A 14,171-nucleotide genomic window follows, 5' to 3' on the forward strand; every position below is an offset into this window, starting at 1 on the left:
TCTTTCATAGGTTAAGTGTATTGTTTCATTGCAGGTTGAGTAAAATACTGTTTATCTTCCCAGCGTAGCATTGTCATGCGATTGCCCCACACGCAGCCGGTATCAAGGGCATAAATATTAGCTGGCGTAGGCGTATCCACTAAACTAGCCCAATGGCCAAAGACGATATTTTCCGTTTTGAATAGGGGATTATTAAGCCGAAACCAAGGGGTTAGCTCCGCAGGTGCTTCATCAACAGGGGCTTTGCAAGCGAAATCAAGGCGATGATCATAATAGCAAAAACGCATACGGGTAAATACGTTGATAATGTAACGTAGGCGATCGATGCCCTGCAAATCAGGCGACCAGCGATCAGGCTGGTTATCATACATCTGTTCGATCATTGCATAATAATCACCGTGGCGTAGCACTTGCTCCACTTCGGCAGCACAGGCTTTTGCCGTGGCAAGATCCCAATCTGGCGAGATCCCAGCGTGAGTGAGTAAAAATCCTGCTTGTTGGTTATGAATAAGCAAGGGTTGCTGACGCAGCCAATCAATCAACTCGTGAAAATCAGGGGCGTTGAAAATGGCGTCCACGCGATCCTTGGGTTTGATTTTTTTTATGCCAAGTGCGGTGGAAATTAAGTGCAAATCGTGGTTGCCCAGCACGGTGTGCGCTGCGTTACCAAGGGATTTGACTAAACGTAAACATTCAAGGGATTTATCCCCACGCGCCACCAGATCGCCCACTAAATAAAGCACATCTTGGCTCGGATCGAAGTTTACTTTTTCCAACAAAGCGTGCAATTCATCATAACAGCCTTGCAGATCGCCGACTAAATAGGTTGCCATATAAAATTCCATCAAAGGTTATAAATAGAACGATAAAAAATGCACCTTACTTAAGGCAAGGTGCATTATCAGTTAGCAATTTGAATTAACCTTATTCCGCTGTTTTCGCTGAAGTAGCTTCAGCATAAACGTGGCTAATTGCATTGTGATGTCCCGCTGCGCCTTTACCGTAGAAATAGTAACGTGATTCTTTCCATTCTACGATAGGGTAGTCGCCTTCCGTGCTTGCAATCGCTTGGGCTGAAGTCATTTCAGAACGTGTATGTGGCACGGCTGAAACGGTGCCTAAACGGCCGTTAAACTCATAAGTGCGGTCGGTTTTTTCTGAAATTTCCACTTGCTCATTAGTGTGCGTTTGAGTGTTTTCAGCTGGCGCACTTGGTGCTGCTGTACTTTCACTATGCAAACGTTGTAATGAGGCTTGGACTTTTTTCTCCACTGATTCATTAGCTGGTTGTGTTACAAAACCTGCCAATGGGGTTGGCTCATTGCTTTCTTGCTGCACCAATAATTGGGTTGCAGGTGTAGTTACGGCAATTTCATCGCTGCCATTTTGCTGTTCAAGCAATTCATCAACAGACAAGAAATTGTTCGATTTATTGCTCGCAAAAGCATTGCTATCAATCCACACTTTACCGCTCGCTAATTCTGGTGAAGCAACCGCTGCGAACAATGGCATTGGCGATTTTTCTTCTGGTGTACGATATTTACGCACGCGCAAATGACGCGGTAAACGGCGGCGATTATCGCGGCGTTTTTTGCTGTCATTTTGGTTGTTTTCGTTGATGATCGCATCAGTATTCGCGGTTGTATCTGTGGTTTCAACCCTTGCAACTGGCAACATTTCTTCAGCGTTAGGCGCTGTTTCTACCATAGGTAATGCGGTAGGGGCTTGCTCAGCTGGCGTGACGATTGGCGCTGCTACATTTTCTTCAATACGCACTTTTTTGCGCAGATCACGGCGCTGGCGGCGTTGCTGCGCTGGCGCATTGGTACTTTCGCTTGTGCTATTTTCTGTAACGATTGCGTTATCTTCAACCACTGGCAATGGTTTTTTGCTTTGCTTATTGCGACTTGGACGACTTTCTGCATTGTCGAAAGTGCGTTCATTGCGTTTATTCAAGTCTTCATTTGACTTTTGCTCATTACGATTACGTCTTGTATTGCGACGATCGTTATTACGGCGGCGATTATTTTTACCACGAGGTGCGGTCTTTTTTTGCTCCGTTTTTGTTGCGAAAAGCCCTTTAATTTTGGCAATAAGACCCGCAATAAAGCTCGATAATCCACCACTTTTCGGCTCAGTTGGCATTGGCGCTGGCGTTTCAATCGCCAAAGATACCGCCGCGTTTTCTAACACATTTTCAGTGGTTACTGCAGCAGTTTCGATATTACGGCTTACTAAAGATTCTTCTGCATCAAAAGTATCTTCTTGTTCACGGTGTACTTTTGCAAGGTTGTAGCTTAAATGGTGGTGATTTTCCCCTTCACGCACACGGAAAACGCTGAAATGCGGTGTTTCCATTTCTTCATTTGGGGCAACCACAATATCTACGTTATGGCGTTTTTCAATGCTGCTAATGGCTTTACGTTTTTCATTAAGCAGGTAAGAAGCAATTTGCACCGGCACAATGGTGTGAACCTGTTTGGTGTTTTCTTTGATCGCTTCTTCTTCCAATAAACGTAAAATGGACAGCGAGAGTGATTCGTTATCACGAATTTTCCCTGTGCCTTGACAGCGTGGGCAAACGTGATGGGAAGATTCCCCTAAAGACGGGCTTAAACGCTGGCGGCTCATTTCTAATAAGCCAAAACGAGAAATACGGCTAATTTGAATACGCGCACGATCTTGACGCACCGCATCACGCATACGATTTTCCACTTCACGTTGATGACGAATTGGGGTCATATCAATGAAGTCGATAACAATTAAACCACCTAAATCACGCAAGCGTAATTGACGCGCGATTTCATCAGCCGCTTCAAGGTTCGTGTTGAGCGCAGTTTCTTCAATATCGCCGCCACGAGTTGAGCGTGCCGAGTTAATATCAATGGCAGTGAGTGCTTCAGTCACATCAATCACAATTGAGCCGCCAGACGGTAAACGCACTTCACGTTGGAAGGCTGATTCAATTTGCGATTCAATTTGATAATGGCTGAATAATGGCACTTCGCCTTGATAGAGTTTAACGCGATTGATGAAATCAGGACGCACTAATTTAATGTGCGCTTTGGCTTTTTCATAAACCTTTTGATTATCAATCAAAATTTCGCCAATATCACGGCGTAAGTAATCACGAATCGCACGGACAATCACATCACTTTCTTGGTGAATCAAAAACGGCGCTGGACGGCTTTCAGAGGCTTGTTTAATGGCTTCCCAATGGTGTAACAGAACTTTTAAATCCCATTGTAATTCTTCTGGGGATTTGCCCACGCCTGCGGTACGCACGATTAACCCCACACCTTCTGGCACATCAAGCGAGCTTAAGGCTTCTTTTAATTCTAAACGTTCTTCCCCTTCGATACGGCGAGAGATTCCGCCTGCTCTTGGATTATTTGGCATAATCACCAAATAGCTACCCGCTAAGGAGACGAAAGTGGTGAGCGCAGCCCCTTTGTTGCCACGTTCTTCTTTGTTTACTTGAACGATAACTTCTTGCCCTTCGTGCAAAATATCACGAATATTTGGGCGACCTTGATACACATAATCCGCAGGGAAGTATTCACGAGCAATTTCTTTTAAAGGAAGGAAACCGTGGCGTTCCGCACCGTAATCAACAAATGCGGCTTCAAGGCTAGGTTCAACACGGGTGATGCGGCCTTTATAAATATTGGCCTTTTTTTGTTCGTGACCCGGACTTTCAATGTCCAAGTCGAACAAACGTTGCCCATCAACAAGGGCAACACGCAACTCTTCTTTTTGGGTTGCGTTGATTAACATTCTTTTCATTCGATTTTCTCTTATATTTTCATCTTAAATTTGTCATAAAAAACCACCGCACTTTGGCTTCGCAATCGACCTCGTGTCTGTCGCAAAATGTCATTCTCTCGACTGTCAGTTGCTGGGTGCATTGATTGCGTTATCGAAGAACAATTTTCGATACAAACAAAATGACTGAAATAATTATTTTGCAAGCGTGGGGGATTTTTATCACACTTATTGTCCGTTTTTTATTCTGTTATCGCAGTAACAAAATCAAATTAGACAAAATTTATCTTATAAAACAACGTCTTATGCCGTTTGCAGCGTTGTCTTTGCGTTTATTTCATTTTTCCCAGTAAGCTGGCAAAAATTCGCTCTATTATCTAACGATAGGGATTTTTTAGCAAGGTAAATCCGTGCATTTGTGCTATAATCCGCCCAATTTTGCAAAGGATAAAATGAAACCAATGTCGAATAAAACTGATGAAAAAATTGTAAATCCTAGCGTAAAAATGTTGCAGATTAGCGAAGATGAAGCAGGTCAACGCATTGATAACTATTTGTTAAATAAGCTCAAAGGCGTGCCGAAAAGTTTAATCTATCGCATTTTGCGGAAGGGCGAAGTGCGGGTAAATAAAGGGCGAATTAAGCCTGAATATAAATTGCAAAGTGGTGATATTGTGCGCGTGCCGCCTGTACGTGTGAGTGAGAAAACGCAAGCGCCAGTATCGAAAAAGCTCAACAAAGTTGCGCAATTAGAACAGCAAATTATTTTTGAAGATGATGCGTTATTGGTACTCAATAAGCCTTCGGGCATTGCGGTACACGGCGGCAGCGGATTAGATTTTGGCGTGATTGAAGCCTTAAGGGCATTGCGTCCTGAAGCACGTTTTTTAGAGTTAGTTCATCGTTTGGATCGGGACACTTCAGGCATTTTATTAGTGGCGAAAAAACGCTCGGCGTTGCGTCATTTGCACGAGCAACTGCGTAATAAAACCGTACGCAAAGATTATCTTGCCTTAGTGCGTGGGCAATGGCAATCTCACTGTAAAGCGATTAAAGCGCCCTTGCTAAAAAATGAATTAGCTGGTGGCGAACGGATTGTGCGCGTGAGCGAGCAAGGCAAGCCGTCAGAAACCTTATTCAGTATTGAAGAGCGCTATGGCAATGCCACTTTGGTAAAAGCCTCCCCAGTTACTGGGCGAACTCACCAAATTCGTGTGCATACACAATACGCCGGTCACCCCATCGCCTTAGACAGCAAATATGGCGATAAACAGTTTGATAGCCAAATGGCGGAATTAGGTTTAGATCGGCTGTTTTTGCACGCTTATGCCATTCGTCTTGAACACCCGAAAACGCAGGAAACTTTATTTTTTACTGCGCCGTTAGAAGGCAAGTTAAAAGAAATTTTGAAACAGTTGAGAAATCAGAAAAGCTATTAAGAAAAAATCCCGATAAATGTATCGGGATTTTATTTTTCAGAGAATAATTAGCTATTTTGTGCAATAAACGCTGCTAATTGATTTTTAGGTAATGCGCCTACTTGCGAAGCAACGGCTTTTCCTTCTTTAAACATTAATAAAGTTGGAATGCTGCGAACGCCAAATTGAGCTGGTGTTGCTTGGTTTTCGTCAATGTTGATTTTCACGATTTTCACTTTATCGCCTAATTCTGCGGCTAATTCATCAAGAATTGGGCCAACCATACGGCAAGGGCCACACCAAGGCGCCCAGAAATCTAATAACACAGGCACATCTGATCTTAAAACATCAGCTTCGAAAGTGGCATCAGTTGTATGTAATACTTCACTCATTTTATTTTCCTTATTTGTCTTGTCTATTGTCTAATTTGCCATAGGTTATGGCGTTTTCCTTAATATGAGGCGATGATAGCACAAATTCAAGCTATCATCACTAATCAATGTAATTGTTAAAAGTTAAGATGGCAGCACTAAATTCGGGCAAGGTTTGCCTGTTTTTAGGCTGTAAATATTTTCTAGCGTTACGTTAGAAATACTGGTCAGCGCTTCTTCCGTTAAGAATGCCTGATGCCCTGTGAGCAACACATTATGACACGAAGATAAACGGCGGAAGACATCGTCTTGAATCACTTCGTTGGATTTATCTTCAAAGAACAGATCGCGTTCATTTTCATAGACGTCCATTCCTAATGCGCCAATTTTGCGTTGTTTTAAGGCATCAATCGCCGCCTGTGTATCGATCAACGTGCCGCGGCTGGTGTTAATAATCATCACACCATCACGCATTTTGGCAAACGCATCGCGATTGAGCAGATGATAGTTTTCTGGCGTCGCAGGGCAGTGCAGGGTGATGATTTGCGATCTGGCATATAATTCATCAAGCGAAACATATTCTGCACCCAATTCTTCCGCAACAGGATTTTTAAACGGATCGTAAGCTAAAATGTGCATACCAAACCCTTTTAAAATACGCATTACGGCAATGCCAATTTTCCCTGTACCAATCACCCCAACTATGCGCCCGTGCATATTGAAGCCGGCCAATCCCTCAAGGGAAAAATTTGCTTCACGTGTACGTTGATAAGCGCGGTGAATGCGGCGATTTAGGGTAAGCATTAAACCTACGGTATGCTCAGCTACCGCTTCTGGCGAATAAGCTGGCACCCGAACCACTTGAATGCCTAATTCTTGTGCGGCTTTGAGATCCACATTATTAAAACCAGCGCAGCGCAAGGCCACCATTTTTACCCCAAGTGCGGCCAATTTTTCCAAGACTTTTCGGCTGCCGTCATCATTCACGAAAATACACACCACATCGCAATGTTCTGCCATTTTTGCCGTTGATTCTGTAAGCATAAAATCAAAGAACTCAAGCTCAAATCCATACTTCACATTGACTAATTCTAAATATTTGCGATCGTAGCTTTTGGTGCTATAAACAGCGACTCTCATTCTATTCTCCCTGTTTTGTTATTTTAATTGGGCGAAGGCTTGTAACAGATCCGCTTTGAGATCTTCCACATCTTCCAAGCCTACCGAGAAACGTAGCAGACAATTACACACACCACGCGCAATACGCTCCGCCTCAGGAATATCCATATGGGTTTGAGTCGCAGGATAAGTGATGAAACTTTCTGTGCCACCAAGGCTTTCTGCAAAGGTAATGAGTTTAATCGCTTTTAAGAACGGATTAACCCAAGATTCATCTTGCAAACGGAAAGAGAGCATTCCTCCTTTATTTGGGTAAAGCACATCTTTCACTTGTGGCTGCTCAGCAAGGAATTTAGCGAGTTCTTGCGCATTTTTTTGATGACGTTCCATACGCAACGCCAAGGTTTTCATTCCACGAATCGTCAAAAAGCTATCAAATGGCGAAAGCACTGCGCCCGCACCATTTTGAATATAAAACAGACGATCACAAAGCTCTTGCCCATTGGCTACCACCAAGCCCACTAAGGCATCATTGTGCCCTGCGATATATTTTGTTCCGCTGTGGATCACAATATCCGCGCCACATTCTAAAGGACGGAATAACACGGGCGTTAAGAATGTATTATCTACGATAAGTAATAAATTGTGCTTTTTCGCCAATTTTGCAATGGCTGGCACATCACATTCTTCCATCAATGGATTTGACGGCGTTTCCACAAAAATCGCTTTGGTATTTGGTGTAATCGCTTGCTCAATGGCATCAAGAGAAGTGGTATTCACATAAACTGGCTTCACCCCATGAGTATTTTTATAGGCAAAATCTAATAAACGATAAGTGCCGCCATACACATCGCTAGACACAATCCATTCATCGGGCGCAGCAAATAACTGCATAATTAACTGAATCGCCGCCATACCAGAAGCGCAAGCAAAACCGCGTTCCCCGCCTTCTAATTTAGCAATGGTTTCTTCTAAAACGGTGCGCGTTGGATTTTTCGTACGCGTGTAATCGTATCCCGTGCTTTCTCCAATGCCGTGATGACCATAGGCGGTAGAAAGGAAAATAGGCGTGGAAACTGCGCCTGTTCTTTCATCTGTGCGATTGCCTGCTTGTGCGAGTAGTGTTTCGATTTTGTATTGCTGTGTCATATTATTCCTCGTAAAAATTGCAAAAAATTTCACCGCACTTTTATTCACCAAGAGAATGATGCCGTGCAGTATGGATAAATAGCATTGCCACATTTTGGCACAAAGGATCGCCTGTTTAAAGTAGATTTTAAATTTAGTTTTGCGATGAGATAAAAAGATTAAAAACGATCTAAAATTATCCATAAATCGCTTTGTTTTAAAGCATATTTACGCGTCTTGCATTTTTTTTCATCAATCAATAATATTTTTTCATATTTTTAATTGACAGCGTTCAAGAAGTCAGTAAAATGCACGCCACTGACAGCGAATGTGTTGCAGCGAAAGCGGGAATAGCTCAGTTGGTAGAGCACGACCTTGCCAAGGTCGGGGTCGCGAGTTCGAGCCTCGTTTCCCGCTCCAATTTACGCTACGGCGTGTTAGCAAAGCGGTTATGCACTGGATTGCAAATCCATGTAGCTCGGTTCGACTCCGGGACACGCCTCCATAATGCAACCGCAGTCAGCAATATCACTCAGCCCGAGTGGTGAAATCGGTAGACACAAGGGATTTAAAATCCCTCGACTTTCGAGTCGTGGCGGTTCAAGTCCGCCCTCGGGCACCATTAAGAATTTCGTATTAAGTCATAAGTTAATCTTTTCAAATCAGTAACTTATGGCTTTTTTTCTTTTTTAGTATCTCATCAAAAATAGCGCTATAAATATAAACTACTGTGAAATAATACGAAATAGAAAAACCCTGTAATAACAGGGTTTTGAGTATTTTTAAAATGATATGTGATGAAAACGGAGCTTTTTTATTCCCACTCAATCGTCGCTGGGGGTTTTCCGCTGACGTCATACACCACGCGGGAGATGCCATTGACTTCGTTGATGATGCGGTTGGAGATTTTGCCGAGTAGGTCATAAGGCAGGTGCGCCCAATGTGCAGTCATAAAATCAATGGTTTCTACTGCACGGAGGGAAACAACCCAATCGTATTTACGTCCATCACCCATTACACCTACGGATTTTACTGGTAAGAATACGGTGAAGGCTTGGCTGACTTTGTAGTACCAGCCTGAATTGTAAAGCTCTTCAATAAAGATAGCATCGGCACGGCGGAGTAAATCGCAGTATTCTTTTTTCACTTCGCCAAGCACGCGCACGCCTAAACCTGGGCCGGGGAATGGGTGGCGGTTGAGCATTTCTGCTGGAAGCCCGAGGGCTAAGCCGATTTTACGCACTTCATCTTTGAACAGTTCGCGTAATGGCTCTACCAAGCCCAGTTTCATATAATCTGGTAACCCACCTACGTTGTGGTGAGATTTGATCACGTGCGCTTTGCCCGTTTTGCTCGCGGCAGATTCGATTACATCAGGATAAATCGTGCCTTGAGCTAACCATTTTACGCTGCTGAGTTTTTTCGATTCGTCATCAAACACATCAACGAACACTTTACCGATCATTTTGCGTTTCGCTTCAGGATCTGAAATGCCTTTTAAGGCGTTTAAGAAACGATCTTCGGCGTCCACTCGAATGATGTTTAAGCCGAATTTATCACCGAACATTTCCATCACTTGATCGGCTTCGTTTAAGCGTAGCAAGCCGTTGTCCACGAAAACACAGTGTAGGTTTTTGCCGATAGCACGGTGTAATAATAAAGCAGTAACGGAAGAGTCCACGCCGCCTGATAAACCTAAAATCACTTCGTCATCGCCCACTTGCGCTTTAATGCGAGCCACGGCATCTTCGATGATATTTTCTGGTGTCCAGTTGCGTTCACAGCCACAAATATTCACCACAAAATTGGTTAAAAGGGCTAAGCCGCTTTTGGTGTGAGTCACTTCAGGGTGGAATTGCACGCCATAGAAGTGGCGGTTTTCATCAGACATCGCCGCAATCGGGCAGGTTGGCGTTACCCCCGTGATTTGAAAGTGCGGTGGTAATTGGGTCACTTTATCGCCGTGGCTCATCCAAACATCGAGTTTGTGTTCGCCATCATCTAAACCAGCAAAAAGTGCGGTTGGATTTTGTAAAGAAACGGAAGCATAACCAAATTCACGATGGTCAGAAGTTTCCGTTAAACCGCCTAACTGCATCGCCATTGTCTGCATTCCGTAACAAATTCCTAGCACTGGCACGCCAGCGTTAAACACATATTCAGGCGCGCGTGGGCTGTTTTCTTCCGTGGTGCTTTCCGGCCCACCAGAAAGAATAATCCCTGTTGGGTTAAATTCATGGATTTGTTCTTCTGTTACGTCCCAAGCCCACAGCTCACAATACACCCCAATTTCCCTCACACGGCGAGCGATCAGCTGGGTATATTGCGAACCAAAGTCTAAGATTAAAATTTTGTGATTGTGGATGTTGTTCATTTTTTACCTTGTTTATAATTTAAAATTTACTTCTTAATGTATCAAAAGCTTGTTTAAAAAAGGAGTTTTTTTTCGTTTCAGGAATTTCTTCAAATGCAATCTGTTCTGGGGTAATCACGTTTAGCATTAACATTAATTTTGATAAAGTTTGCGCTTTTGCATCATTTTTATTTTTCACTTTGTCAGAGTCTAAGAAAATCACTTTATTAATATGTGTAGCTGGTAAAGAAAAATACATTGAGCTCATTATGCCTCCAACATAATCAGGCAAGGAGTTTGTCATCATTAATACTTCAAAAGGAATATTGGCGGGGATATTTTCTGCGCCCGTTTGTTTTAAAATATATTCGTTGATTTCATCACCTTTGGGATGCCCTTTGAAAAAGACTTTTATCTTATTGCCTAAGTAAAATTTCCCATCAGGCTTAAGAAAATCTTCCAAAACTTTCACTTGTGTTTTGGCGTTAGCTAAGCGTTTATCTTTATCTTTTTCCCAAGTTGTTGTTCCTGTAAAAATAAAGGTTCTCTCCTCAGAATTATTCTTTAGCTTATGTAACGTATTTTCATCAACATTGACAAGTTTTAAAAATAATGTTTTTTGTTCAGGCGAAAGTTTTTCAAAACGCGACCAACTCATTGCAGAGACATTATTGCCAATAAATTCTTTTAAAGGTTGCATTTTTTCGTCAATGGTTAAATAGTCAGGTCGCAGTAAAATATAGTCTGTAGGGAAAAATTTATGCCAAGTATAACGGCTTATTGAATCTAATTCGTTATTATTTGAATGAGAAGCTAATTTTTTAGCTAGCTCATTTTGAGAAGAAGCTAATAGTTTTTTTATATCTTGTTCTCTATGCTCATAAAGGTCTTTATAATTCATTGAGCCGTCATCATAAAGATAAAGATGCTTTATTGTGAATTTATTCGCAATAGGAGAGAGTTTTTCTAATACATTGGGTAAGTTATAAAAGGAGTGATCTAAATTAGTATGAATAAAAAGTTCTACTAGCTCATCACTTTGCGCAATTTTATTGACCAACAAATCAGAAAACGCCGTAAAATCTTTTAACGAAACTTTGGAGAACGAAATTTTTCCTTGCGGAAAGGCGGATAACTTATCCTCAGAAAGATTAAAACGTTCAAAGCCAATAATACGTTCAATCTGTTGGTTATCTTTCTTTTCTACCAAATCAAACATCATATTTAGTGATGGAAGCGTGGCATAGTCTAGATAAACATCAAATTGTTTACTAAAACTTTGCAACGCACTTAATAATCCTATGCATAATAAGATCGGTTTTTTCATATTTTTACCTAAACATTGAATTAATGTATATTAAAAAATAAGCCCAATTTAGCATATTAGGCTTATTTCCTATTTTACCCCATTCTATAATTCGGCGCTTCTTTGGTAATGGTAACATCGTGGACGTGGCTTTCTTTGATGCCGGCGCCGCTGATGCGTACGAATTGCGCTTTGGTGCGGAGATCTTCAATGGTGGCACAGCCCGTTAAGCCCATACAAGAACGCAAGCCCCCCATTTGTTGGTGGATAATTTCTTTTAAGTAGCCTTTGTATGGAATGCGTCCTTCGATGCCTTCTGGCACGAGTTTATCGGCAGCATTATCGCTTTGGAAATAGCGGTCGGACGAGCCTTTGCTCATCGCCCCTAAGGATCCCATTCCGCGGTAAGATTTGAATGCTCTTCCTTGATAAAGTTCGATTTCGCCTGGGGCTTCTTCTGTGCCTGCGAACATTGACCCCACCATTACGCAACTTGCGCCAGCAGCAATGGCTTTGGCAATATCACCAGAATAACGGATACCGCCGTCAGCAATAACAGGGATGCCGCGATCTTTTAAAGCTTCAGCCGCATCGGCAATGGCAGTGATTTGCGGTACACCTACGCCAGTGACAATACGAGTCGTACAAATTGACCCCGGGCCGATACCAATTTTCACTGCACTTGCACCAGCATCAGCAAGGGCAATCGCACCTTCCGCCGTGGCAACATTGCCGGCAATAATTGGCAAATCAGGATATTTCGCACGGGTTTCACGCACACGTTGCAACACGCCCTCAGAATGCCCGTGGGAAGAGTCGATTAATAGCACGTCCACGCCCGCTTGTACTAAGGCTTCAATGCGTTCTTCATTGCCAGCACCTGCTCCCACAGCCGCACCTACACGCAAACGCCCAAATTCGTCTTTACAAGCGTTCGGTTTTTGCTCCGCTTTTTGGAAATCTTTAACGGTGATCATTCCTTTTAATTTGAACGCGTCATCAACCACTAGCACTTTTTCTACGCGGTGGTTGTGCATTAATTCTAAAATTTCCTCGCGTGAAGTGCCTTCTTTTACGGTAACAAGGCGATCTTTCGGGGTCATCATTTTTTCGACAGTTTGCGACAAATCTTTCACAAAACGGGTATCGCGACCTGTGATAATACCAACGAGATTGCTTTCTTTATCTACCACAGGGTAGCCCGCAAAGCCGTTTTTCTTCACTAATTCCGCCAATTCCGCTAAGGTTAAATCTGGGGAAACGGTAACAGGTTCAGACACAATTCCACTTTCAAATTTTTTCACTTTGCGAACGCGATCTGCTTGGCGTTCAATGCTCATATTTTTATGGATAAAGCCGATTCCGCCCTCTTGTGCGAGAGAAATCGCTAATTTTGCTTCGGTAACGGTATCCATCGCGGCAGAAAGCATCGGAATGTTCAAGCGAATGGTTTTGGTGAGCTGGGTGGATAAATTGGCAGTGTTTGGCAACACGCTAGAATGAGCGGGAACAAGTAGCACATCATCGAATGTGAGGGCTTCTTTGATAACTCGTAGCATAGCAATATCTCTCTTTAAAGGGGGAAAATCCCAAGGTTAATGTTAAAAAATATTGCGGCGGGATTATACAGAGTTTATGCTTATTTGAAAATGGCGAATTGCAAATATTTTTTATTTTAAAAAAATTCATTGTCGTCTATCTGAACGAAAATTAGGAAAAATAAAATGTTTCATTTTTTAGTCGAATTGGCGGATGGCGAGAAAAAAACACGTCAAAAAATGACCGCACTTTTAGGTTTGAACGATCACCAGCTCAGCCAGTATATTCAGGCGTTGAGGGAATTGGGGATCAAGATCCAAACCAATGGCGATGATATTCAATTACAGCCTGAGCTACCGCTACTTTCCGCACAAAAAATTAATCAAGGCATTGCCCCTTATCGAGCTGTGGTGAAACCGGTGATTCACTCCACCAATCAATATTTGCTTGAGCAAATTGATCAATTAAAACAAGGGGATCTGTGTTTGGCGGAATATCAATTCGCAGGGCGAGGGCGGCGGGGACGGCAATGGCTTTCGCCTTTTGCGGGGCAAGTAATTATGAGTTTGTATTGGACTTTGGATCGCCAAATTAACTTAGAAGGCTTAAGTTTGGTGGTCGGAATGGCAATTGCTGACACATTAAGAAAAGCAGGCGCTTGGGGTGTTAAACTAAAATGGCCAAATGATGTTTTGCTAAATGGGCGTAAGCTTGCAGGCATTTTGGTGGAAATTGCAAATCGCCCAAATAATTTACACAATTTAGTGATTGGGTTGGGGATCAACCTTTCGTTACCGAAACAGCACAATAATATTGATCAGCCTTGGGCTGAATTAGTTGAAGTACTTCCTGATTTTGATCGTAATAAGTTGATTGTATCGTTAAGTCAAAATTTAATTGCTCGTTTACAGCAGTTTGAGCAGGTGGGAATTGATGAGAAGTTTCGTCAAGAATGGTTGGAAATGGATGCTTATTTTGGCGAAGAAGTGAATATTTTGAGTGAAAATCACAAAATCACAGGGATTGAACAAGGTATTGATGAACGAGGTTATATTCAATTAATGACAGAAGAAGGAATGCGATATTTTAATGGTGGGGAAGTGTCGCTACGGAGAAAAGCGTAAAAGCCGAAAGACAAAATAAAAGGGGAAGGCTGTTTATGCTTCCCTTTA

General features: G+C 42.5%; 10 protein-coding genes and 3 tRNA genes. 5 read left to right on the forward strand and 8 right to left on the reverse strand.

All coding sequences use genetic code 11. The features are described from left to right. Positions 1 to 11 precede the first annotated feature (11 nt). Positions 12 to 833, reverse strand: a complete 822-nt coding sequence (gene apaH / locus DYC50_RS04875) for a bis(5'-nucleosyl)-tetraphosphatase (symmetrical) ApaH (protein ID WP_115249232.1) — start codon at positions 831 to 833, stop codon at positions 12 to 14. Positions 834 to 924: 91 nt separating this feature from the next. Further along, positions 925 to 3,786 (reverse strand): ribonuclease E, encoded by a 2,862-nt coding sequence (rne, locus tag DYC50_RS04880; RefSeq protein ID WP_115249233.1) that lies wholly within the window; start codon positions 3,784 to 3,786, stop codon positions 925 to 927. Between the two features lie 440 nt (positions 3,787 to 4,226). On the opposite strand from rne, the gene rluC reads away from it, so the two are divergent. After that, positions 4,227 to 5,204 carry a 23S rRNA pseudouridine(955/2504/2580) synthase RluC gene (gene rluC / locus DYC50_RS04885; RefSeq protein ID WP_115250162.1) on the forward strand — a complete coding sequence of 326 codons (978 nt, stop codon included), beginning with the start codon at positions 4,227 to 4,229 and terminating at the stop codon, positions 5,202 to 5,204. Positions 5,205 to 5,251: 47 nt separating this feature from the next. Here the strand turns inward: rluC and trxA are convergent, their stop codons facing one another. The 3 genes from trxA to DYC50_RS04900 all read right to left on the reverse strand — a co-directional run bounded on the left by trxA (position 5,252) and on the right by DYC50_RS04900 (position 7,822). Continuing rightward, positions 5,252 to 5,575, reverse strand: a complete 324-nt coding sequence (gene trxA, locus DYC50_RS04890; protein ID WP_115249234.1) for a thioredoxin — start codon at positions 5,573 to 5,575, stop codon at positions 5,252 to 5,254. A gap of 123 nt (positions 5,576 to 5,698) precedes the next feature. After that, entirely contained in the window at positions 5,699 to 6,694 is a 996-nt protein-coding gene (locus tag DYC50_RS04895; RefSeq protein WP_115249235.1) for a 2-hydroxyacid dehydrogenase, read from the reverse strand. An 18-nt stretch (positions 6,695 to 6,712) separates the two neighbouring features. Then, positions 6,713 to 7,822 carry a methionine biosynthesis PLP-dependent protein gene (locus DYC50_RS04900; RefSeq protein WP_115249236.1) on the reverse strand — a complete coding sequence of 370 codons (1,110 nt, stop codon included), beginning with the start codon at positions 7,820 to 7,822 and terminating at the stop codon, positions 6,713 to 6,715. Positions 7,823 to 8,145: 323 nt separating this feature from the next. Here DYC50_RS04900 and DYC50_RS04905 point away from each other — a divergent pair. From DYC50_RS04905 to DYC50_RS04915, 3 genes are all read left to right on the forward strand, one after another. Continuing rightward, positions 8,146 to 8,221, forward strand: a tRNA-Gly gene (locus tag DYC50_RS04905). Between the two features lie 11 nt (positions 8,222 to 8,232). After that, positions 8,233 to 8,306, forward strand: a tRNA-Cys gene (locus DYC50_RS04910). Between the two features lie 30 nt (positions 8,307 to 8,336). Continuing rightward, a tRNA-Leu gene (locus tag DYC50_RS04915) sits at positions 8,337 to 8,423 on the forward strand. A gap of 192 nt (positions 8,424 to 8,615) precedes the next feature. On the opposite strand, the gene guaA is transcribed toward DYC50_RS04915, so the two are convergent. From guaA to guaB, 3 genes are all read right to left on the reverse strand, one after another. Continuing rightward, positions 8,616 to 10,175 carry a glutamine-hydrolyzing GMP synthase gene (guaA, locus tag DYC50_RS04920; protein WP_115249237.1) on the reverse strand — a complete coding sequence of 520 codons (1,560 nt, stop codon included), beginning with the start codon at positions 10,173 to 10,175 and terminating at the stop codon, positions 8,616 to 8,618. A 19-nt stretch (positions 10,176 to 10,194) separates the two neighbouring features. Further along, positions 10,195 to 11,481: a hypothetical protein gene (locus DYC50_RS04925; RefSeq protein WP_115249238.1), complete on the reverse strand. Its 1,287-nt coding sequence runs from the start codon at positions 11,479 to 11,481 to the stop codon at positions 10,195 to 10,197. 74 nt (positions 11,482 to 11,555) lie between these two features. Continuing rightward, positions 11,556 to 13,019, reverse strand: coding sequence for an IMP dehydrogenase (guaB, locus tag DYC50_RS04930; protein WP_115249239.1), 1,464 nt, complete (start codon positions 13,017 to 13,019; stop codon positions 11,556 to 11,558). A gap of 165 nt (positions 13,020 to 13,184) precedes the next feature. Between guaB and birA the strand changes: the two genes are divergently transcribed. Next, positions 13,185 to 14,123, forward strand: a complete 939-nt coding sequence (gene birA / locus DYC50_RS04935; RefSeq protein WP_115249240.1) for a bifunctional biotin--[acetyl-CoA-carboxylase] ligase/biotin operon repressor BirA — start codon at positions 13,185 to 13,187, stop codon at positions 14,121 to 14,123. Positions 14,124 to 14,171 lie beyond the last annotated feature (48 nt).

It is taken from the genome of Avibacterium avium (assembly GCF_900454535.1).
Taxonomy (GTDB): domain Bacteria; phylum Pseudomonadota; class Gammaproteobacteria; order Enterobacterales; family Pasteurellaceae; genus Avibacterium; species Avibacterium avium.

Bases quoted from the DNA above. Each gene is read 5' to 3' on its own strand.
- apaH (WP_115249232.1), bottom strand. From the start codon at position 833: ATGGCAACCTATTTAGTCGGCGATCTGCAAGGCTGTTATGATGAATTG.
- DYC50_RS04895 (WP_115249235.1), bottom strand. From the start codon at position 6,694: ATGAGAGTCGCTGTTTATAGCACCAAAAGCTACGATCGCAAATATTTA.
- DYC50_RS04900 (WP_115249236.1), bottom strand. From the start codon at position 7,822: ATGACACAGCAATACAAAATCGAAACACTACTCGCACAAGCAGGCAAT.
- birA (WP_115249240.1), top strand. From the start codon at position 13,185: ATGTTTCATTTTTTAGTCGAATTGGCGGATGGCGAGAAAAAAACACGT.
- rluC (WP_115250162.1), top strand. From the start codon at position 4,227: ATGTCGAATAAAACTGATGAAAAAATTGTAAATCCTAGCGTAAAAATG.
- rne (WP_115249233.1), bottom strand. From the start codon at position 3,786: ATGAAAAGAATGTTAATCAACGCAACCCAAAAAGAAGAGTTGCGTGTT.
- guaB (WP_115249239.1), bottom strand. From the start codon at position 13,019: ATGCTACGAGTTATCAAAGAAGCCCTCACATTCGATGATGTGCTACTT.
- guaA (WP_115249237.1), bottom strand. From the start codon at position 10,175: ATGAACAACATCCACAATCACAAAATTTTAATCTTAGACTTTGGTTCG.
- DYC50_RS04925 (WP_115249238.1), bottom strand. From the start codon at position 11,481: ATGAAAAAACCGATCTTATTATGCATAGGATTATTAAGTGCGTTGCAA.
- trxA (WP_115249234.1), bottom strand. From the start codon at position 5,575: ATGAGTGAAGTATTACATACAACTGATGCCACTTTCGAAGCTGATGTT.